Origin of the sequence: Pseudomonas sp. Irchel s3b6, assembly GCF_900187415.1 — a bacterium.
Classification (GTDB): domain Bacteria; phylum Pseudomonadota; class Gammaproteobacteria; order Pseudomonadales; family Pseudomonadaceae; genus Aquipseudomonas.
The window spans coordinates 129571-149473 of record NZ_FYDM01000006.1 but is presented as its reverse complement, the minus strand read 5'-3'; the positions used below and the strand labels follow the sequence as shown (position 1 = coordinate 149473).

The following is a 19903-nucleotide window of genomic DNA, read 5'->3' as shown; positions in this document are numbered from 1 at the left end:
ACTGTAGCAAGACACCAGCCTCCCCTGTAGGAGCGAGCGTGCTCGCGATGGTCGTTAACGATAACGCTGATCACTTGAATCAGCGCGCCGCTCTCGGGCTCATCGCGAGCACACTCGCTTCTACAAAGGGCGCATCAACCGAGCTGTTGGGCCACCGACTCGGGGATGTCCGCGTTGGAATAGACGTTCTGCACGTCATCCAGGTCTTCAAGCATGTCGATCAGCTTAAGGACTTTCTCGGCGCCTTCCAGGTCCAGTTCGGCACTGGTGGTCGGCAACATCACGATCTCGGCATCATCGGCCTTGAAACCCGCTGCTTCCAGCGCGTTACGCACAGCATAGAAACCGGCGAACGAGGTGAACACATCAATCGAGCCGTCTTCGTTGGTCACAACGTCATCGGCGTCGGCGTCCATCGCCGCCTCCATGAGCGCGTCCTCATCGATGCCCGGGGCGAAGGAAATCTGCCCCTTGCGCTCGAACAGGTACGCCACCGAGCCGTCCGTCCCCAGATTGCCGCCACACTTGCTGAACGCGTGGCGTACTGCTGCAGCGGTACGATTGCGGTTGTCGGTCATGCACTCGACCATCACAGCCACGCCACCCGGGCCGTAACCCTCGTAGCTCAGCTCGACCATGTCATCGGTGTCGGCAGCGCCGGCACCACGGGCAACGGCACGATCGATGATGTCGCGGCTCATGTTCGCGCCAAGGGCCTTGTCCAGCGCCAGCCGCAAGCGCGGGTTGGAGCCCGGATCACCGCCACCCTGACGGGCCGCGACAGTCAGCTCACGAATCCACTTGGTGAAAATCTTGCCCTTCTTGGCATCCTGACGTTCTTTGCGGTGCTTGATGTTCGCCCACTTGGAATGACCTGCCATAACTCGCTCCGAATTCTCTTAAAAAACAATGCCCGCACGCCCTGGAAGGCGAGCGGGCAACGTAATCTGCTCTGACACCCCGTGGTGCATCCAGCGATGCGCCACGGCGATCAAGCCTTACTCAGCCTTCGGCTGTTCGCGCAAACGGATGTGCAGTTCGCGCAACGCCTTGGCATCCACCAGACCCGGTGCCTGAGTCATGACACAAGCCGCGCTCTGGGTTTTCGGGAAGGCGATCACTTCACGGATCGACTGGGCGCCGGTCATCAGCATCACCAGACGGTCCAGGCCGAATGCCAGGCCACCGTGCGGTGGCGCACCGTATTTCAGGGCGTCGAGCAGGAAGCCGAACTTCTCTTCCTGTTCCGCTTCGCTGATACCCAGCAGGCGGAATACCGATTGCTGCATTTCCTTGCGGTGGATACGGATCGAACCGCCACCCAGCTCAGTACCGTTCAGCACCATGTCGTAGGCACGGGACAGCGCGGTTGCCGGATTGGCCTCGAGCTCTTCTGGCGTGCACTTCGGCGCGGTGAACGGGTGGTGCAAGGCGGTGAAGCTGCCGTCGTCGTTCTCTTCGAACATCGGGAAATCGACCACCCACATCGGTGCCCACTCGCACGTCAGCAGGCTCAGGTCGTGACCGACCTTGATCCGCAGCGCACCGAGGGCTTCGCTGACGATCTTGGCCTTGTCGGCACCGAAGAACACGATGTCGCCATCAACCGCGCCAACACGATCCAGGATCACATTGAGGTTGGCTTCAGGGATGTTCTTGACGATTGGCGACTGCAGGCCTTCAACGCCCTTGGCACGCTCGTTGACCTTGATGTACGCCAGGCCCTTGGCACCGTAGATACCGACGAACTTGGTGTAGTCGTCGATCTTGCTGCGCGGCATGCTCGCCCCGCCCGGAACGCGCAAAGCAGCGATACGGCTTTTCGGGTCGTTGGCCGGGCCGCTGAACACCTTGAAGTCGACTTCTTTCAGTTGGTCGGCAACGTCAACCAGTTCTAGCGGGTTACGCAGGTCCGGCTTGTCGGAACCGTAACGACGCATGGCCTCTTCCCAGGTCATGTGCGGGAATTCGCCGAATTCCAGACCCAGCACTTCCTTGAACAGGTTGCGGATCATGCCTTCGGTCAGGCCCATGATGTCTTTTTCATCAAGGAAGCTGGTTTCGATGTCGATCTGGGTGAATTCCGGCTGGCGGTCGGCACGCAGGTCTTCGTCGCGGAAGCACTTGGCGATCTGGTAGTAACGATCGAAGCCGGCAACCATCAGCAGTTGCTTGAACAGCTGCGGCGATTGCGGCAAGGCGAAGAAGGAGCCCGCGTGAGTACGGCTCGGCACCAGGTAGTCACGTGCGCCTTCAGGCGTCGCACGGGTCAGGATCGGCGTTTCGACATCGAGGAAGCCGTTCTCGTCCAGGTAGCGGCGGATGCTGGTGGTCATGCGCGAACGCAGGCGCAGCTTCTCGGCCATTTCCGGACGACGCAGGTCGATGAAGCGATAACGCAGGCGGGTTTCCTCGCCAACGTCGGAGAACTCGTTGAGCGGGAACGGCGGAGTTTCCGCTTCGTTCAATACTTCCAGCTCATAACCCAACACTTCGATCATGCCCGAAGCCATGTTGGTGTTGCCGGCACCCGCCGGACGCAGACGCACCTTGCCGGTGATCTTGACGACGTATTCACTGCGCACGCGGTCAGCGGCGGCGAAGGTTTCGGCGCGATCCGGATCGAACACCACCTGGGCCAGACCTTCACGATCACGGATATCGAGGAAAATCACCCCGCCGTGGTCACGACGACGATGGACCCATCCGCAAAGGGTAATTTCCTGACCTTCCAGGCTTTCGTTCAGTTGGCCGCAATAATGGCTGCGCATCATGGTAGTGGTTTCACTTCTCGTAATTCGAAATTCGATGGGAGGTCTTGCCGACCGCTGCATTTGAATGAAGCGTCAGATAATGCAAGAGCCCGGTGTGTCGTTCAACTCAGTCAGCTTTGTCGCCGCCAGCCAGATTTTTCTTCGAACCGGTCTTGAAGTCGGTTTCGTACCAGCCGGTACCGCTCAGGCGGAAGCCTGGCATCGACAGCATTTTTTTCAGTTCGGGTGCCTGGCAGGCAGGGCAGTCGACCAACGGTGCTGCGCTGATCTTCTGAATGGCTTCCAACTGATGACCACAGGAAGCACATTGATAGTCGTACATCGGCATGGGGTTGTCTCGGCAATCAGATAATTCCCGCGTAAACATTCGGTTTCGCGGCAAAGAGCGGGATTATATCCATTAAATCGAGCCTGTGCAGCCGTAACGCTGTACGGGCACGCGCTCAGTCGGGTCTACCACCGGCAGGCGCCTGAGCACGGAGCCGTCCAGACCGGCAATCCACCGATCACCGCGGGTGATGGCCGTCCTCACTCAAGCTGTGCACAACACACACCACCCGGACCAACCCACTGAAATTCTTCACACCGCCATGACGTAGGTGCACCTCCCGATCGACATAAGAAAGCAGTGCGCTTACCGAACAATCATTGAGCCTTGCCATATTGGCCAGAATATCCCAGTAGACCTGCTCCAATCTCAAGCACGTCGCGAATCCGTTCAACCGAACCGATCGCGACAACGGGCGCACCAACCCCATATCAAACTCCCGAACAAAGGGATCAATCCTTATATCTGGAAACCTGACAACCTCACTTGCACCCCGCCCCGATACTCGAGCCATACCCTCGACACTCCCTTGCCTTAGCTCCATAACAGAAACAACAATCCGTTCCCTTATATAAGCGCAAGCCGACCGGTATTTCTAGATGCTTTTATAACCACACATGTAGGACAAACCAACTAAAGAAAGGGGAATACAGATACGGCCCTGAGTTCATCTATAAAACAGAACAGGCACGCAGGGAGATTCAATATCCACGCACGTAAAAGCGTTGCAAGCGATCAGGATCGCCCCCCCTCCCCAGAGAGCGGAAAACACTGATGGCGCCGCAGGACGCCATCAGCCAACGAACGACTACTGATTATCCAACAGCGACCGTAGCATCCACGCGGTCTTTTCATGAACATGCATGCGCTGCGTCAGCAGGTCCGCCGTGGGCTCGTCACTGACTTTATCCAGCAGGGGAAACAGACTTCGCGCGGTGCGAGTGACCGCTTCCTGCCCCTGGACAAGTTGCTTGATCATGTCCTCGGCACTTGGCACGCCCTCTTCTTCCTTGATGGAAGAAAGACGCGCATAGATCGAATATGCGCCCGGTGCCGGAAAACCCAGTGCACGAATACGCTCGGCAATCAGATCCACCGCCAGTGCCAACTCGTTATATTGCTCTTCAAACATTAAATGAAGGGTGCGAAACATCGGCCCCGTCACATTCCAGTGAAAATTATGGGTTTTCAGATAAAGTACATACGTGTCCGATAACAGTCGCGAAAGCCCGTCAACGATGGACTTGCGATCTGCCTCGCTGATACCGATATCAATGGCCATGCCTTTCCCCTTGATGGTGATGAATCCATTCCACAGGTGCGCTACCACTGTAGCAAGAGCCCCCGCAGCTCGCAGACTCGCTTCACGCCCCCTCCCGCGACAGATTGCCACCCCTATTCCGGATTGGCTGACGGCACTCCGCTCAAGCCCCCCAAAAACCGGGAAAACCCTCTAGAACAAGCGTTCAGGCGGCACTGGGTACAGCTCCCGCGCAGATTGCTCCGCGCCCTTCGTCACACGCCGCCCGCGCTGATTTGAGAAGGTACGGTCTTTGCTGTTAAATAGGCGATGTGTCACTGCCGCTCTTTTCTGGCGTGCCGTGCATAGGCTGATAGCGGGCGCGTGTCCAACGCCTCCCATTGTTCAGAAGCGAACCGCGCTCAATCAGCTCTTCCTTGCGATCCGTCTTAACGTGAGTCAATCAAAATGTTGAAAATCGTCCACCTGCTAACGGGCGCAGCAGCCTTGCTGTTGTCCTTTATCCCTAGCCTGCGAACCGAAGCCATACCCTACCTGCAACAACCTGACGCGCTGTACCTGGCGTTCTTCGGCCTGCTCAACCTGACCCTCGCGCCGGTGATTCCGTACTGGAGCAAAGGCGTTCGTCAGCAACTGCAAAATCTGGTCAGCGCCTTGCTGGTGCTCACTGTCGTCCTGCAAACCCTGACACTTCTGGCACCCATGCCGGAAATTGGCGGTCATCCCGCCGTCCTGTTCAGCCTTATCGTCGCCCTGGTTGCGGTAGTACTGCATCTGGCCGTCAGCTTCTACAAGTCCTCGCCAGCAGTCGCCACTCATCAAAACTATGACATGACCAACCGCGATACCGGGACCGTCAAGTGGTTCAATACCTCCAAGGGCTTCGGCTTCATCTCTCGCGACTCGGGAGATGATATTTTCGTGCACTTCCGCGCCATTCGCGGCGAAGGTCACCGTGTCCTGGTCGAAGGCCAGCGCGTGGAGTTCTCGGTCATGAACCGGGATAAAGGCCTGCAAGCCGAGGATGTGATCGCAGCGTTACCGCGCCGCTGATTCCAGCCACGCGACCACGCTAAAAAAAACCGCGAGCAGCCAGGCTGCTCGCGGTTTTTTTATTGCCCGCCGACAGGCGGCACACAGCAATACTCAGTAGTGCGGCGGCGGAGCTTCCTCCTCAAAGGACTCAAACTGCCCCGCCATTTCCTCCTGCCGCTTGAGCAACGCGGTCATCTGCAACTGCAAGCGCTCCACGACCCGTTGCTGTGCCACCAGCACGTCGTTCATCGCCTCAATGGTGTCGTCCTGGAAAGCCAGACGACTTTCAAGATCCATAACGCGCTCTTCCAGGCTCATGACTCAACCCTCCAGAAACGTGAAATCATCGGTCAACACCAAACGCAACCGCTCTCGAATCACCGCCACCTGCTCGGCCGTGTAAGGCTTGGCCGGGTGCTTGCCCCAGACTGGCGCTGGCCAGGCCGCATCCTCGCGTTTACGTACAATGACATGCATGTGCAACTGACTGACCACATTGCCCAAGGTCGCGACATTCAACTTGTCGGCATCGAACGAGTCCTTGAGCAACTCGGCAAGTCCTGTAGTTTCTCGCCACAACTGCGCCTGGTCTTGACTGTCCAGTTGAAACAGCTCGCTGATATCCGCCCGTCGCGGCACCAGGATGAACCAGGGGTAATTCGAATCGTTGGACAACAACAACCGACAGAGAGGGAAGTCCCCGATCGGCAGGGTGTCTTGTTCAAGTCGTGGATCTAAAGCGAACACCGCACACACTCCCGCATATTCAATGAGTTTTGCCAAACGCCCGGCCTTCGAGACTGCGGCGCATGCCATACCAGACCAGCATACCCGCGAACCGGGCGCGGTTCACGACCAATGTCACCCCCTCGACCAAGGTCACTTCACGAGGGAACCAGCCGCGCACAACTACGCCCCACCACGGAACAATTTCACCTTCCCACGCACCAATCCGGTACGGACGTACAGGCTCCAGGTCGACCACTCTCCCCGTCCATCGCGGGCAAACGCCCGAGCCCAAGCCCTCTGGCTCGCTGACCTGATTAAAATTTACAGAGTTTTTGCGGCACGAATCTGAAATGCGTCTACGCTGAGTCCCTCAAGCATCCGCCGTTTACTCACTTGAAAGGGTGAACCGGTAACATTTTGTGCTGAATACTTTGCCCAATCTTGGTGCAACACCAGAACTGCCTGGGAGTCAAGCATCAACAACTGGGCCTTAAAAGCCCTGTATTCACGAGGGTTTGCTCACTAGGACAATGGTTTCTGAAAAAACAGGGAACGAAAAGCCGATTTGTGCACGTTTGTTGCATTCATTCCCACATCGTCTATAAGGCGTCCACCGGAAGTGGAAACCTTTAGGCCATAAAAAAATAGCGGCAAGGTAGCCCAAGGAGATTCAAGTGCGGGACAAGGACTCTTTTTTCTGACACCCAAGCCTTGCCAAACAACGCTGAAGTTGTCGGTCCGAATGCACAGAATTTGCAGAATTACGACCTCGAGCGAGCATTTTGCGACAGGCCCGTACAGATGCAGAAAGGATGAAAGCGCAAGTATCGCCAACATTGTCGGCGTGATATAAGTTTGCGCCGACACAAAAAGAAAGAGCCGCCCAGATAATAAATCAGGTGGGACGGCAGAACTCTTCAAAAAAACCAAAGGAGCAAATCACGATGCGCGTGATGAAGTGGAGCATGATCGCACTGGCTGTTTCAGCAGGCACCTCGCAGTTCGCAATCGCGTCCTCTCAGGACGAAGCCAAAGGCTTTATTGAAGACCAAAGTCTGAATGCCAAGACTCGTATCGAGTACATGAACCGCGACTTCAGGAACGGTGCTGGCAACATTGCCAAGTCCGGTGGCGGCTACAAAAGCGGCTATCGTCAGGACACCGGTATCAGCGAACTGGTTACCTACGAATCCGGTTTCACTCAAGGCCTCATCGGCGTAGGCGTGGACGCAATGGTCATGGGTACCGCCAAGCTGGATGGCGGTGAAGGTCGCTCCGGCAACGGCATGTTCGCCCGCAACGGCGCTGGCGAACCTGAAGACGCACAAGGCAAATCCGGTGCCGCAGTCAAGTTCCGCCTCTCCGACACCACCCTGAAGTACGGCCGCCAGTTCGTTGCCAGCCCGGTATTCGCGACCGACGACAGCCGCTTGCTGCCAGAAGTTGCTGAGGGTACCTACCTCACCAGCAAAGAGATCAAAGGCCTGGAAGTCAGTGCAGGTCGTTTCACCGCTCTCAGCTCGCAAACCGGCATGGGCAAGGACAGCATCAACGGTGCAGGCAACCCTGGCCTGACCAGCGCCAACATCGCTGGCGCCACCTACCAGTTCACCGACAACTTCGTGGCAGGCATCGCGGCATCCGACGTTGAAGACTACTTCAAGAAGCAGTACATCAACGCCAACTACACCCTGCCGATCAACGAAGATCAATCGCTGAACTTCGACTTGAACGCGTACAAGACCAAGGACCAGGGCCAGGCGCTGTACGGCGCGCAGGACAACAAACTGTGGAGCTTGGCAGCTGCCTACAGCCTCGGCGCACACAAGTTCACCCTGGGTTACCAGCAGTCGTCCGGCGACACCAACTACCTGTACGGCGTTGACGGTAATGGCACGATCTTCGTCGCCAACTCCATCCAGATCTCCGACTTTATCGGTCGTGAAGAGAAATCCTGGCAGGGTCGCTACGACCTGAACATGGCCACCTACGGCGTACCAGGCCTGAGCTTCATGAGCCGTTATGTTTACGGTGACAACATCGAGACCGATTCCGGTACCGAAGGTAAGGAGCACGAGTTCAACTTCGAAACCAAGTACGTGTTCCAGGAAGGTCCGGCCAAGGATCTGTCGCTGCGTCTGCGTAGCGCCATCTACCGCGCCAACACCGCTTACAACGAAGAGTACACGGCTGACAACAACGACGTACGTATCATCGTTGAATACCCTCTGAGCATCTTGTAATCAGCGGCTTTCAATAGCGTCTAGAGCCTGGCTCAACTAAAAAGCCCCTCACCCGAATAAGGTGAGGGGCTTTTTTGTTACTGTTTGATGACAGTTGCAAACAAAGGAAGTGCCGCGGAACATTTAGTAGCAAGCTAATAATAAGTTAGCGCACTATTAAGCTTCCCGCTTTGTAAAAACACTCAAGGGGCCAATTGGCCCCTTGAGTCAAACACTGATACTCGTTCTACAACGCCGAGCACCCAGCCGATGTATTAGGCGGTTTCCTGAACCATGCGAATCACACGCTGTGGAAACGGAATATCTATACCCGCCCCTTTCAGGCGATCGCGGGAGTGCTCGTTGAAGTGGAACAGCACATCCCAATAGTCCGCCGTCTTCACCCAGACGCGCAGCGAAAGCGTAATCGAGCTATCGCCCAGGGTAGAAACCACCGCCACTGGCTCAGGGTCGGCCAGTACACGCGCATCATTGGCCAGTTCCAGCAGCACCGCACGGGCCTTCTGCAAATCGGCGTTGTAGTCCACGCCAACGTCGAACACTACTTTGCGGGTAGGCTGACGGTTGGTGTTGGTGATGATGCCATTGGACAGCACGCCGTTCGGCACGATGACGGTCTTGTTATCGCCGGTGCGAATAATCGTGTGGAAGATCTGGATGCTGTCGACGGTACCCGCCGTGCCCTGGGCTTCAATCCAGTCACCAATGCGGAACGGACGGAACAACAGAATCAGCACGCCGCCCGCGAAATTCGCCAGGCTGCCCTGCAAGGCCAGGCCGATGGCCAGACCCGCGGCACCGATGGCGGCCACGAACGAGGTGGTTTCAACGCCGATCATCGACGCGACACTCACCACCAACAGCACCTTGAGCACGATGTTGGCCAGGCTGCTGATGAACCCTTGCAGGGCCAGATCGGCATTGCGCAGCGCCAACAGCTTGCCAACCTTGTGGGTCAGCTTGTTGATCAGCCACCAGCCAATGGCCAGTGTCACGACCGCCAGCAGCACACGACTGCCGTATTCCATGATCATCGGGATCCAGGCCTGGGAAGCCTTCACCAGGTTGTCCACTTCAGCGTTCAAATCCATATTTTCTCTCCTGATTCCCGGCTACCCGGCACATAAAAACCAAGCAGCAGAAAGATCATGCCCCTCGAGGCTCGATCATTTCTGCCGTTGCTTGGGCCTCGGACGTCAATAACGCCGAGAGGTTCCCCCGAAGACTGATCAGTCGCGGAAGTTGTTGAACTGCAGCGGCATGCCGAATTCCTTGCCGCGCAAGGCCGCGATGGCCTCTTGCAGGTCGTCGCGCTTCTTGCCGGTGATGCGGACCTGCTCGCCCTGAATGGCGGCCTGGACCTTGAGCTTGGCATCCTTGACGTGAGCGACGATCTTCTTCGCCAGCTCCTTGTCGATGCCTTCCTTGAGAACGGCTTCCTGCTTCATCAGCTTGCCGGAAGCGTAGGCCTCTTTGACCTCAAGGCATTGCACATCGATCTTGCGCTTGACCAGCGCCAGCTTGAGGATCTCGATCATCGCTTCCAGCTGGAAGCCGGCCTCGGCGGTCAGGTTGACGGTCAGGTCCTTTTCCTTGAACTCAAAGCTGCCCTTGCCTTTCAGGTCATAACGACGGTCGAGTTCCTTGACGGCGTTCTCGACCGCGTTGGTGAGTTCGTGTTTGTCCAGTTCGGATACCACGTCGAACGACGGCATGTAGTCTCTCCAGTAAAAAAGGGCGCGCGCAATAAAGATGGAGCACGCCTGGCTTGCGGTTAAAATCCGCGCTGATTATAACGGGTCTTTCCCCTTCTACGCTGCGAGCCTCACATGCGCCTGCCAATCCGAGCAAAAAACTGATGTCGACTACCTGGCACGTCCTCGGCGCCGGCAGCCTGGGCACCCTGTGGGCCACGCGCCTGGCAAGGGCCGGGCTCCCCGTGCAATTGATACTGCGCGATGCCGCGCGATTGCAGGCCTATCAGGCAGCAGGTGGATTGACCCTGGTCGAGCAAGGTGAAGCGCAGCACTATGCGATCCCCGCGACCACCATCGAGCGCGTCGGCCCGATCGATCGCTTGCTGGTCGCCTGCAAGGCCTACGATGCCGAAGGCGCCGTGGCGCAATTGGCGAGGCGCCTGACACCCGACGCCGAATTGATCCTGCTGCAGAACGGCCTGGGTAGCCAGGATGCCGTGGCCGCGCGCGTTCCTCATGCTCGCTGCATTTTTGCCTCGAGTACCGAAGGCGCCTTTCGCGATGGCGACTGGCGCGTGGTGTTCGCCGGCCACGGCTACACCTGGCTAGGCGACGCCCGTCAACCGATGGCACCGGTCTGGCTGGAGGACATGAGCGCGGCGGGCATCCCTCATGAGTGGAGCACGGACATCCTGACTCGACTCTGGCGCAAGCTGGCACTCAATTGCGCGATCAATCCGCTGACCGTCCTGCACGATTGCCGCAACGGCGGCTTGCAACAGCACCATTGCGAAGTCGCCACCCTGTGCGCCGAGCTGAGCGCGTTGCTGGAACATTGCGGCCAGCCCGCCGCTGCCCACGACCTGCAGCAGGAAGTCGAGCGGGTGATCCTGGCGACGGCAGCCAATTACTCATCCATGTACCAGGATGTGGCCAACCAGCGCCGGACCGAAATCAGCTACCTGCTGGGTTATGCCTGCGTTGTCGCCTCGCGGCATCAATTGGTATTACCGCACCTCAACCAACTCCAGCAACGCTTGATTGCGCACCTGCGCACCCGTGGATTGCCCAGCGACTGAGCAGCGGCTACGCTGGCCTCTTGTTCTTCTTTAGCGACGACCCCCATGCCTTTGCGCCAGCGCCTTGAAAACCTTCCGGTCGGCCAGAAACTGCTGGCCGCCCTGTTGGTGCTGTTGATCACCGTGTTACTGGTGGCCAACCTGACCTTTATCAGCGCCGCCTACTGGATTTCCCAGGAAAGCATGGCACCGCAAGCCCTGCAGACCATCGGCCGGCTGGTCTCCAACCCGGCGCTTGCCAGCCAGTCATTGAATTCGCCACAAGACGCTGAAAACCTGCTCAACGAGCTCAACAGCTACACCCCGTTACGGGCAGCGGCCCTTTACGACGGCAAAGGCCAGCGCCTGGCCCAGGTGCAGCATGGCGACACGCTTGAACTGCCCAGACACTTTCGGCACATCGAAACCTGGCAGGCCACGGAGTTTCGCAGCAATCAACTGATCACACTGCCACGCCCGGGCCAGGCCCCCGGCCATCTGCTGCTGGTCGCCAGCAGTGAGTTGCCGGTCGCGTTCTATACCGGCACCCTGACAGCCAGCCTGGGGATCCTGATTTTCAGCGTGCTGCTGTGGATGCTGATTGCCCAGCAGATCAAACGCCTGATTACCCAACCGATTCATCAGCTCGAAGTACTGTCCCGGCAGGTGACTCGCGAAGAAAACTACGCCCTGCGTGCCGCTCGCGGTAACCACGACGAAATCGGCAGCCTCGCTGAAGCCTTCAACACCATGCTCTCGCGCATCGAAGCCCGCGAGCAGCAACTCAAGCGCGCCCGCGACGACTCCCAGGCCGCCTACGACCAGGCCCAGAGTCTGGCTGAAGAAACCCGTCACACTAACCGCAAGCTGGAGCTGGAAGTCCAGGTGCGCAGCAAGATCGAGAAGAAGCTCACGGGCTTTCAGAACTACCTCAACAGCATCATCGACTCGATGCCGTCAGCCCTGATTGCCCTGGATGAACAGCTGTACGTGACCCAGTGGAACCAGGAAGCCAGCGCCCTGTCCGGCACACGCCTGGATGAGGCCTTGAACCAGCCGATTTTTCTCGCCTTTGAACCGCTCAAGCCGTTTCTGCCGCAACTTCGGGAGACCGTCGAACAGCACAGCGTGGTCAAGATCGAACGCGTGACCTGGACCCGTGACGAGGAAGCCAGACACTACGCGCTGACCTTTTACCCATTGATGGGCGGTGCCGGACGCGGCGTGGTGATCCGGATCGACGACATCACCCAGCGCCTGTCCCTGGAAGAAATGATGGTGCAGTCGGAGAAAATGCTCTCGGTGGGCGGCCTCGCGGCCGGCATGGCCCATGAGATCAACAACCCTCTGGGCGCTATCCTGCACAACGTGCAGAACATTCGCCGGCGCTTGTCCGCCGACCTGCCCAAGAACATCGAAACCGCCGAACAGTTGAGCCTGGAACTGGACAGCGTCAATCAGTACCTGCAAAGCCGCGAAGTGCCGCAATTGCTCGACGGCATCCAGCAGGCCGGCGCCCGGGCGGCGAAGATCGTCACCCATATGCTCAGTTTCAGCCGCCGCAGCAACCGGCAAATGGCGCCGTGCGACTTGCCGGCGCTGATCGACCAGGCCGTGGAGATCGCCAGCAATGACTTCGACCTGACCATTGGCTTCGACTTCAAGGGCCAGGCCATCGTTCGTCAGTTCGACCCGCAACTGGGCCCTGTCCCCGGCACCGCCAACGAGCTGGAACAAGTGCTGCTCAACCTGCTGAAAAATGCGGCCCAGGCGATCCACCAGCGCGAGGACGACCACGAACCCGGACGAATCATCCTGCGCACGCGGCTGAACCCGCCGTGGGCAGAAATCCAGGTCGAGGACAACGGTATCGGCATGAGCGAGAGCGTGCGCAAGCGCACCTTCGAACCGTTCTTCACCACCAAGGAAATCGGCCAGGGCACGGGCCTCGGGCTTTCGGTGTCGTACTTCATCATCACCAACAACCACAAGGGTCAGATGGAAGTGCAATCGACCCTGGGCCAGGGCACCTGCTTTACCTTGCGCCTGCCATTAGTCGCGAGCGCCCCGCTCGCCCCCCACGAACTCAGACAACTGGAGCGCTAAGCATGGGTTTTCGCCTGTCGAAGATTTACACCCGCACCGGCGACAAAGGTGAAACCGGGCTTGGCGATGGTCGCCGGGTCCCCAAGGACCATCCACGGGTCGAGGCCATCGGCGAAGTCGACACACTGAACAGCCAACTGGGGCTGCTGCTGGCCGGTCTGGCCGAAAGCCGTCGCGCCCATCCCGGCCTGCAAGAGATCTGCGACGTGCTGGAGCCTTGCCAGCACCGCTTGTTCGACCTGGGCGGCGAACTGGCGATGCCGGTGTATCAAGCGCTGAATGCGGCGGAAGTCGAACGCCTGGAAGTGGCCATCGATGCCTGGAACGAAGAGCTGGGGCCGTTGGAGAATTTCATTCTGCCCGGTGGCTCGGCGCTGATCGCTCAGGCCCATGTTTGCCGCAGCCTGGCCCGCAGTGCCGAGCGCCGCTGCCAGCACTTGAATGCTGTCGAGCCGTTGGCCGGCGTGGGACTGGCCTACATCAATCGCTTGTCGGATTTGTTGTTTGTAGCGGCACGGTTGATTGCCAAGCGCCAAGGCATTGCCGAGATTCTTTGGCAGGCAGCGGCAAAACCCAAGACTTGATGATCGTTCCCACGCTCTGCGTGGGAACGCCGCCACGGACGCTCCGCGTCCGCTTTGGATGTGACGCAGAGCGTCACGGGATGCATTCCCACGCGGGAGCGTGGGAACGATCAGACCGCGTATTCAAGCCTCAGGCCAGAACGCCCGGATCCCCGCCACGCCCTGTGCGCCTGTCTCCCAAGCCTTTTGCCGTTCGGCAGGGCCAACTCCCCCCAGCAGAAACACCGGCTTGCTGAACCCGGCAATCAGCTGTGAGGCCTGTTCCCATCCCAGCGGTACTGCATCGGGGTGAGTCTGGGTCGGCTGGACCGGCGACAAGGTGACGAAATCCACTCCCATCTGTTCGGCCAGGCTCAACTCCTCAGCGTTGTGGCAGGACGCCGCCAGCCAGCGCGACGCGGGCAGTGGACGCCCGGCGCTGGCGTACTTGCGCAACTGAGCCGCCGTGATGTGCCAACCCGCGGACGGGAAGTCGCCCAGCCACTCGAACGGCCCCTTGAGCATCAGTTGCGCCTTGCCGGCACACAGCCCCACCGCATCCACCGCCAGATCGCGATACTTGGGATCGTAGCCGTTGGGCGCGCGCAGTTGGATCAGCTTGATCCCACCAGCAATGGCCTTTTGGATACCTCGCAGCATCATCGGGGTTTCCAGATCATCCGGGGTGATCAGGTACTCACTCGGCAAACGGGCCGCCGCGACGATCGGCTGGTTGGCAGCCGGAAACTCGTAGCTGCCCAGCTCACGCCCGGTCACCCAGGCCAATGGCTGGCCTTCAGCGCCGTGGGGCTCGCCAGTAAACGCCGAGACCTCCCAGACATCCAGCAACACCTGCTTGTCCGGGTAGTCATGGTGAACCGTGATCAGCGGTCGTGCTGCCGTGACCACAATCCCCAGCTCTTCGTGCAGTTCGCGGGCCAGCGCAACCTGCACGGCTTCGCCCTCCTCGACCTTGCCGCCGGGAAACTCCCACAATCCACCCTGGTGCTGGGCATCAGCACGCCGAGCGATCAGGATCTTGCCACCGGCATCACGGATGACCGCTGCCGCTACATGAACTCGTTTCACCGCCCTGCTTCCTCTAGACCGGCTTTCTGCCAGACCTTGAAGGCTGGCCATTGGTAAATCGTCTCGACATACGCCGCATCGACCGCTGGCAACTCGACCTGATAGGTGCGCAGGCGCACGGCAATCGGTGCGAAGAAGGCATCGGCCAGGCTCACCTCACCGAACAGGAACGGACCGCTTTCACTCGAGGCTGCGCGACATTCGGCCCACAGTGCCAGCATGCGCTCGATTTCCGTCTTCACTTCAGGCGGCATCGGCGACAGCGGTGCGTCGCGACTCAGGTCGAACGGCATGTTGCCGCGCATGGCAAAGAAACCGCTGTGCATTTGCGCACAGGCTGAACGCGCCTGGGCACGGGCGGCGATGTCCTTGGGCCAGAGACTGGCACTCGGGAAACGTTCGACCAGGTATTCGGCGATGGCCAGCGAGTCGGCGATGGTGCCGTGCTCGGTTTTCAGCAAGGGAACCTTGGCGGTTGGCGAATGCTTGAGCAGTTGCTCGCGGGTATCGGGCTGGTTGAGCTTGATCAGCTCTTCGGTGTAGCTGGCGCCGGCCAGGTCCAGGGCCAGTGCAGCGCGCAGGGACCAGGATGAGTGCAATTTGTCGCCGATGATCAGGTGATAACTCATGTTCGGGACCTTTTGAAGTAGGAAACATGCCAGTCTAGTTAGCGACTGACAAACCGCCATCGCGAGCAGGCGGCGCTCCGTCTGCTCGCGATTGGGGCGACACGATCCAAGCGTGATTACGTCCGGTATTCGGCGTTGATTTTCACGTATTCGTGGGACAGGTCGGTGGTCCAGATGGTTTCGCTGCAATCACCGCGACCCAGTTCGATACGAATGGTGATTTCTTCACGCTGCATCACGGCCGAGCCTTGGGCCTCCGTGTAGGTCGCCGCACGGGCACCTCGGCTGGCAATACACACTTCACCCAGGAACACGTCGATCTTGCTCACGTCCAGGTTCGGCACACCGGCACGACCCACAGCCGCCAGGATGCGGCCCCAGTTCGGATCGGAGGCAAACAGCGCGGTCTTGATCAACGGCGAGTGTGCCACGGTGTAGCCGACATCCAGGCATTCCTGGTGATTACCGCCGCCGTTGACTTCGACGGTGACGAACTTGGTGGCACCTTCGCCGTCACGCACGATGGCCTGCGCCACGTCCATGCACACCTCGAACACTGCCTGCTTGAGCGCCGCGAACAACGGACCTTCGGCGGTGGTGATTTCCGGCAACGCGGCCTTGCCGGTGGCAATCAGCATGCAGCAATCGTTGGTCGAGGTATCGCCGTCGATGGTGATGCGGTTGAACGACTTGTTCGCGCCGTCCAGCATCAGGTTCTGCAACACCTCGCGGGAGACCTTGGCGTCGGTGGCAATGTAGCCGAGCATGGTCGCCATGTTCGGGCGAATCATGCCGGCGCCTTTGCTGATGCCGGTCACGGTGACGGTTACGCCTTCGTGCTGGAACTGGCGGCTCGCCCCCTTGGGCAGGGTGTCGGTGGTCATGATCCCGGTGGCCGCGGCTTCCCAGTTGTTTTCCGACAGGTCGTCCAGCGCCGCTTGCAGGGCGCCTTCGATCTTCTCGACCGGCAGCGGTTCGCCAATCACGCCCGTGGAGTACGGCAACACCAGGCTTGCATCGACACCCGTCAGTTCCGCCAGCTTGGCGCAGGTGCGCTCGGCGGCGGCCAGGCCCGGCTCACCGGTACCAGCATTGGCGTTGCCGGTGTTGGTCAACAGGTAGCGCACCGGGCCTTGCACGCGTTGCCTGGCCAGGATCACCGGTGCCGCGCAAAAGGCGTTCAGCGTGAACACACCGGCAACGGTCGAGCCTTCAGCACAGCGCATGACCACAACATCCTTGCGCCCGGGACGCTTGATGCCAGCCGAGGCGATACCGAGTTCAAAACCGGCAACCGGGTGCAACGTTGGCAAAGGACCAAGACCAACAGCCATGAATGCGCTCCTCAATAGGTGATGTCTGCACCGTCGCCACGACGGTGTTTTGAATGGTAAAACGCCGCGACGGCTGATGCCGGTCGCGGCGCGGGTATTTCAGCGTATGAAACGGGCTTTACTGGATCTGCCCGTGGCAATGCTTGAATTTCTTGCCCGAACCGCAGTAGCACAGCTCGTTGCGACCCAGCTTCTGCTCGTTACGTACCGGTGCGGTGGCGAGGGCAACATCGACCTCTTCACCGATCAACTCCGGTTGCTCCAGGCCAGGGGCTTCGTCGTGCTGGAACTGCATGCGTGCAGCCAGTGCCTCGGCTTCCTGGCGCAGACGCGCTTCTTCTTCGATCGGATCTTCACGGCGAACCTGAACGTGAGACAGCACACGGATCGAGTCGCGCTTGATCGAATCCAGCAGCTCGGAGAACAGGGCGAACGACTCGCGCTTGTATTCCTGCTTCGGGTTTTTCTGGGCATAGCCACGCAAGTGGATGCCGTGACGCAGGTGGTCCATGGTCGACAGGTGGTCTTTCCACAGGTCGTCCAGCACGCGCAGAACGATTTGCTTCTCGAAGGTGCGCAGCGCTTCGGCGCCCGCCTGGTCTTCTTTCTCGTTGTACGCCGCCATGAGCTCCTGCATCAGCTTCTCGCGCAGGGTCTCTTCGTAGAGGTGATCGTCTTCGTCGAGCCATTGCTGGATGGGCAGCTTCACCCCGAAGTCGCTTTCCAGGGCCGCTTCCAGACCGGCAACGTCCCACTGCTCAGGCAACGATTGCGGAGGAATGTGTGCGCTGACGGTAGCGTTGAGCACGTCCTGACGGAAGTCGGCGATGGTTTCACCGATGTTGTCGGCGGCCAGCAACGTGTTACGCATGTGATAGATCACTTTACGCTGTTCGTTGTTGACGTCGTCGAACTCAAGCAGTTGCTTGCGAATGTCGAAGTTACGGCCTTCAACCTTGCGTTGGGCCTTTTCGATGGCGTTGGTCACCATGCGGTGCTCGATCGCTTCGCCAGGCTGCATCCCCAAGGCCTTCATGAAGTTTTTCACCCGGTCAGAGGCGAAAATGCGCATCAGGCTGTCTTCCAGCGACAGGTAGAAGCGGCTGGAACCGGCGTCACCCTGACGGCCGGCACGGCCACGCAGCTGGTTGTCGATACGGCGCGATTCGTGACGCTCGGAAGCGATGACCTGCAGACCACCCGATTCGAGCACCTGCTGGTGACGCTTCTGCCAATCGGCCTTGATCTGGGCGATCTGTTCAGGTGTCGGGTTTTCCAGGGAGGCCACTTCCACTTCCCAGTTACCGCCCAACAGGATGTCGGTACCACGACCGGCCATGTTGGTGGCGATGGTCAGGGCACCCGGACGACCGGCCTGAGCAATGATCTCGGCTTCTTTTTCGTGGAACTTGGCGTTCAGGACCTTGTGCTCGATGCCTTCTTTTTCGAGCAGACGGGACATGTGCTCCGACGTTTCAATCGTCGCGGTGCCCACCAGAACCGGGCGACCCGCAGCCATGCTTTCCTTGATGTCGGCAACGATGGCGGCGTATTTCTCGTCCGCGGTGAGGAACACCAGGTCGTTGTAGTCTTTACGCGCCAGCGGCTTGTTCGGTGGAATGACCATGACCTGCAGGCCATAGATCTGGTGGAACTCGAACGCTTCGGTGTCGGCGGTACCGGTCATGCCGGACAGCTTGTTGTACAGGCGGAAGTAGTTCTGGAACGTGGTCGACGCCAGGGTCTGGCTTTCGGCCTGGATGTTCAGGTTTTCCTTGGCCTCGATGGCCTGGTGCAGGCCTTCGGAGAGACGACGGCCCGGCATGGTACGCCCGGTGTGCTCGTCGACCAGCACTACCTGACCGTCCTGCACGATGTATTCGATGTTGCGATGGAACAGCTTGTGCGCACGCAGGCCGGCATAGACGTGGGTCAGCAGGCTCAGGTTGTGCGCCGAGTACAGGCTCTCGCCTTCAGCCAGCAGGCCGATGCGGGTCAGTACTTCTTCGATGTACTGGTGACCGGCTTCGTTGAGCTCGACCTGACGGGTCTTCTCGTCAACGGTGTAGTGACCGGCCTTGGTGACGACGCCTTCCTCTTCCTCGACGTGCAGCTCCAGTTGCGGGATCAGCTTGTTGATCTCGATATACAGCTTGGAGCTGTCCTCGGCCTGACCGGAGATGATCAGCGGGGTACGGGCTTCGTCGATCAGGATCGAGTCGACTTCGTCGATCACGGCAAAGTTGAGTTCGCGCTGGAATTTTTCTTCCATGCTGAACGCCATGTTGTCGCGCAGGTAGTCGAAACCGAATTCGTTGTTGGTGCCGTAGGTGATGTCGGCGGCGTAGGCGGCACGCTTCTCTTCCGGCGGCTGGAACGGCGTGACCACGCCGACCGTCAGACCGAGGAATTCATAGAGCGGGCGCATCCAGTTGGCGTCACGACGAGCCAGGTAGTCGTTCACGGTTACGACGTGCACGCCATTGCCCGACAGCGCGTTGAGGTAAACACCCAGTGTCGCCACCAGGGTCTTGCCTTCACCGGTACGCATTTCGGCAATCATGCCTTCGTGCAGTGTCATGCCGCCGATCAACTGAACGTCGAAGTGGCGCATGCCCATGACGCGCTTGCCGGCTTCGCGGGCTACCGCAAAGGCTTCTGGCAACAGCTTGTCGAGGCTTTCCCCTTTGGCGATGCGGGCCTTGAATTCGTCGGTCTTGGCACGCAATTGATCGTCCGAAAGGGCCACCATTTGCTCTTCGAAGGCATTGACGAGTTGCACCGTCTTGAGCATGCGTTTGACTTCACGCTCGTTCTTGCTTCCAAAAAGTTTCTTTAACAAAGGCGCAAACATATCGGCAGGATCTTCCACACTAAAGGGATGGAGGGCGGCCCCGTGAGTCGCCCGAGCAGCCCTCATGGCCGCATGCGAACGAGCATTCTACCCGGAAACGGTGGTGAGGAAAGTGGCGTTATTCCACGATGCTGGCACAGCGCTGTGAGGGGGCTCACTTAAAATAAGGGCTTTTTACTGAACTTCAAGCCACCCAAGGCAGA

19 protein-coding genes are annotated in these 19903 nt (G+C 59.1%); 5 read left to right on the top strand and 14 right to left on the bottom strand.

Translation table 11 applies throughout. The annotated features are described in order from the left end of the window. Nucleotides 1-134: 134 nt before the first annotated feature. From CKW07_RS12910 to CKW07_RS12890, 5 genes are all read right to left on the bottom strand, one after another. Complete coding sequence (locus CKW07_RS12910) at nt 135-881, bottom strand: YebC/PmpR family DNA-binding transcriptional regulator (protein WP_095145252.1); 747 nt, start codon at nt 879-881, stop codon at nt 135-137. A gap of 117 nt (nt 882-998) precedes the next feature. Next, nucleotides 999-2774, bottom strand: coding sequence for an aspartate--tRNA ligase (aspS, locus tag CKW07_RS12905; RefSeq protein WP_095145251.1), 1776 nt, complete (start codon nt 2772-2774; stop codon nt 999-1001). Between the two features lie 106 nt (nt 2775-2880). Further along, on the bottom strand, nt 2881-3102 hold the full coding sequence (locus CKW07_RS12900; protein ID WP_010457489.1) for an FmdB family zinc ribbon protein: 222 nt from the start codon (nt 3100-3102) through the stop codon (nt 2881-2883). Nucleotides 3103-3280: 178 nt separating this feature from the next. Beyond that, nucleotides 3281-3616, bottom strand: coding sequence for a ribbon-helix-helix domain-containing protein (locus CKW07_RS12895; protein ID WP_095145340.1), 336 nt, complete (start codon nt 3614-3616; stop codon nt 3281-3283). Between the two features lie 294 nt (nt 3617-3910). Then, nucleotides 3911-4384, bottom strand: a complete 474-nt coding sequence (locus CKW07_RS12890; protein ID WP_095145250.1) for a Dps family protein — start codon at nt 4382-4384, stop codon at nt 3911-3913. 426 nt (nt 4385-4810) lie between these two features. Here CKW07_RS12890 and CKW07_RS25850 point away from each other — a divergent pair, with 426 nt between their 5' ends. Then, the gene (locus tag CKW07_RS25850; protein WP_095145249.1) at nt 4811-5416 is read left to right on the top strand and encodes a cold-shock protein; all 606 of its coding nucleotides are present in this window, start codon (nt 4811-4813) and stop codon (nt 5414-5416) included. Between the two features lie 93 nt (nt 5417-5509). Here CKW07_RS25850 and CKW07_RS12880 read toward each other — a convergent pair whose 3' ends face one another. From CKW07_RS12880 to CKW07_RS12870, 3 genes are read right to left on the bottom strand one after another with little or no spacing between them, the layout of a single operon-like run. Further along, nucleotides 5510-5716, bottom strand: coding sequence for a SlyX family protein (locus tag CKW07_RS12880; RefSeq protein WP_095145248.1), 207 nt, complete (start codon nt 5714-5716; stop codon nt 5510-5512). Between the two features lie 3 nt (nt 5717-5719). Then, nucleotides 5720-6145, bottom strand: a complete 426-nt coding sequence (locus CKW07_RS12875) for an HIT domain-containing protein (protein WP_095145247.1) — start codon at nt 6143-6145, stop codon at nt 5720-5722. 19 nt (nt 6146-6164) lie between these two features. Continuing rightward, nucleotides 6165-6383 carry a hypothetical protein gene (locus tag CKW07_RS12870; RefSeq protein WP_095145246.1) on the bottom strand — a complete coding sequence of 73 codons (219 nt, stop codon included), beginning with the start codon at nt 6381-6383 and terminating at the stop codon, nt 6165-6167. Between the two features lie 688 nt (nt 6384-7071). Between CKW07_RS12870 and CKW07_RS12865 the strand changes: the two genes are divergently transcribed. Next, nucleotides 7072-8370 carry an OprD family porin gene (locus CKW07_RS12865; RefSeq protein WP_095145245.1) on the top strand — a complete coding sequence of 433 codons (1299 nt, stop codon included), beginning with the start codon at nt 7072-7074 and terminating at the stop codon, nt 8368-8370. Nucleotides 8371-8624: 254 nt separating this feature from the next. Here the strand turns inward: CKW07_RS12865 and CKW07_RS12860 are convergent, their stop codons facing one another. Continuing rightward, complete coding sequence (locus tag CKW07_RS12860) at nt 8625-9461, bottom strand: mechanosensitive ion channel family protein (RefSeq protein WP_095145244.1); 837 nt, start codon at nt 9459-9461, stop codon at nt 8625-8627. Between the two features lie 138 nt (nt 9462-9599). Beyond that, on the bottom strand, nt 9600-10085 hold the full coding sequence (locus CKW07_RS12855) for a YajQ family cyclic di-GMP-binding protein (protein WP_095078564.1): 486 nt from the start codon (nt 10083-10085) through the stop codon (nt 9600-9602). Nucleotides 10086-10228: 143 nt separating this feature from the next. Between CKW07_RS12855 and CKW07_RS12850 the strand changes: the two genes are divergently transcribed. The 3 genes from CKW07_RS12850 to CKW07_RS12840 are packed head-to-tail and all read left to right on the top strand — an operon-like array spanning nt 10229 to nt 13815. Then, nucleotides 10229-11146, top strand: coding sequence for a putative 2-dehydropantoate 2-reductase (locus tag CKW07_RS12850; protein ID WP_095145243.1), 918 nt, complete (start codon nt 10229-10231; stop codon nt 11144-11146). 45 nt (nt 11147-11191) lie between these two features. After that, nucleotides 11192-13231 (top strand): HAMP domain-containing sensor histidine kinase, encoded by a 2040-nt coding sequence (locus tag CKW07_RS12845; protein ID WP_095145242.1) that lies wholly within the window; start codon nt 11192-11194, stop codon nt 13229-13231. A 2-nt stretch (nt 13232-13233) separates the two neighbouring features. Then, entirely contained in the window at nt 13234-13815 is a 582-nt protein-coding gene (locus CKW07_RS12840) for a cob(I)yrinic acid a,c-diamide adenosyltransferase (RefSeq protein ID WP_095145241.1), read from the top strand. Nucleotides 13816-13938: 123 nt separating this feature from the next. Here the strand turns inward: CKW07_RS12840 and CKW07_RS12835 are convergent, their stop codons facing one another. The 4 genes from CKW07_RS12835 to secA all read right to left on the bottom strand — a co-directional run bounded on the left by CKW07_RS12835 (nt 13939) and on the right by secA (nt 19700). Then, nucleotides 13939-14883, bottom strand: a complete 945-nt coding sequence (locus CKW07_RS12835) for a Nudix family hydrolase (RefSeq protein WP_095145240.1) — start codon at nt 14881-14883, stop codon at nt 13939-13941. After that, the gene (locus CKW07_RS12830; protein WP_095145239.1) at nt 14880-15512 is read right to left on the bottom strand and encodes a glutathione S-transferase; all 633 of its coding nucleotides are present in this window, start codon (nt 15510-15512) and stop codon (nt 14880-14882) included. Before CKW07_RS12830 ends, CKW07_RS12835 begins: the two co-directional genes overlap by 4 nt. Before the next feature lie 116 nt (nt 15513-15628). Then, entirely contained in the window at nt 15629-16846 is a 1218-nt protein-coding gene (gene argJ, locus CKW07_RS12825) for a bifunctional glutamate N-acetyltransferase/amino-acid acetyltransferase ArgJ (RefSeq protein WP_095145238.1), read from the bottom strand. Nucleotides 16847-16964: 118 nt separating this feature from the next. Beyond that, nucleotides 16965-19700 carry a preprotein translocase subunit SecA gene (secA, locus tag CKW07_RS12820; RefSeq protein WP_095145237.1) on the bottom strand — a complete coding sequence of 912 codons (2736 nt, stop codon included), beginning with the start codon at nt 19698-19700 and terminating at the stop codon, nt 16965-16967. Nucleotides 19701-19903: the final 203 nt, after the last annotated feature.

Bases quoted from the DNA above. Each gene is read 5' to 3' on its own strand.
- CKW07_RS12910 (WP_095145252.1), bottom strand. From the start codon at position 881: ATGGCAGGTCATTCCAAGTGGGCGAACATCAAGCACCGCAAAGAACGT.
- aspS (WP_095145251.1), bottom strand. From the start codon at position 2,774: ATGATGCGCAGCCATTATTGCGGCCAACTGAACGAAAGCCTGGAAGGT.
- CKW07_RS12900 (WP_010457489.1), bottom strand. From the start codon at position 3,102: ATGCCGATGTACGACTATCAATGTGCTTCCTGTGGTCATCAGTTGGAA.
- CKW07_RS12895 (WP_095145340.1), bottom strand. From the start codon at position 3,616: ATGGCTCGAGTATCGGGGCGGGGTGCAAGTGAGGTTGTCAGGTTTCCA.
- CKW07_RS12890 (WP_095145250.1), bottom strand. From the start codon at position 4,384: ATGGCCATTGATATCGGTATCAGCGAGGCAGATCGCAAGTCCATCGTT.
- CKW07_RS25850 (WP_095145249.1), top strand. From the start codon at position 4,811: ATGTTGAAAATCGTCCACCTGCTAACGGGCGCAGCAGCCTTGCTGTTG.
- CKW07_RS12880 (WP_095145248.1), bottom strand. From the start codon at position 5,716: ATGAGCCTGGAAGAGCGCGTTATGGATCTTGAAAGTCGTCTGGCTTTC.
- CKW07_RS12865 (WP_095145245.1), top strand. From the start codon at position 7,072: ATGCGCGTGATGAAGTGGAGCATGATCGCACTGGCTGTTTCAGCAGGC.
- CKW07_RS12860 (WP_095145244.1), bottom strand. From the start codon at position 9,461: ATGGATTTGAACGCTGAAGTGGACAACCTGGTGAAGGCTTCCCAGGCC.
- CKW07_RS12855 (WP_095078564.1), bottom strand. From the start codon at position 10,085: ATGCCGTCGTTCGACGTGGTATCCGAACTGGACAAACACGAACTCACC.
- CKW07_RS12850 (WP_095145243.1), top strand. From the start codon at position 10,229: ATGTCGACTACCTGGCACGTCCTCGGCGCCGGCAGCCTGGGCACCCTG.
- CKW07_RS12845 (WP_095145242.1), top strand. From the start codon at position 11,192: ATGCCTTTGCGCCAGCGCCTTGAAAACCTTCCGGTCGGCCAGAAACTG.
- CKW07_RS12840 (WP_095145241.1), top strand. From the start codon at position 13,234: ATGGGTTTTCGCCTGTCGAAGATTTACACCCGCACCGGCGACAAAGGT.
- CKW07_RS12830 (WP_095145239.1), bottom strand. From the start codon at position 15,512: ATGAGTTATCACCTGATCATCGGCGACAAATTGCACTCATCCTGGTCC.
- argJ (WP_095145238.1), bottom strand. From the start codon at position 16,846: ATGGCTGTTGGTCTTGGTCCTTTGCCAACGTTGCACCCGGTTGCCGGT.
- secA (WP_095145237.1), bottom strand. From the start codon at position 19,700: ATGTTTGCGCCTTTGTTAAAGAAACTTTTTGGAAGCAAGAACGAGCGT.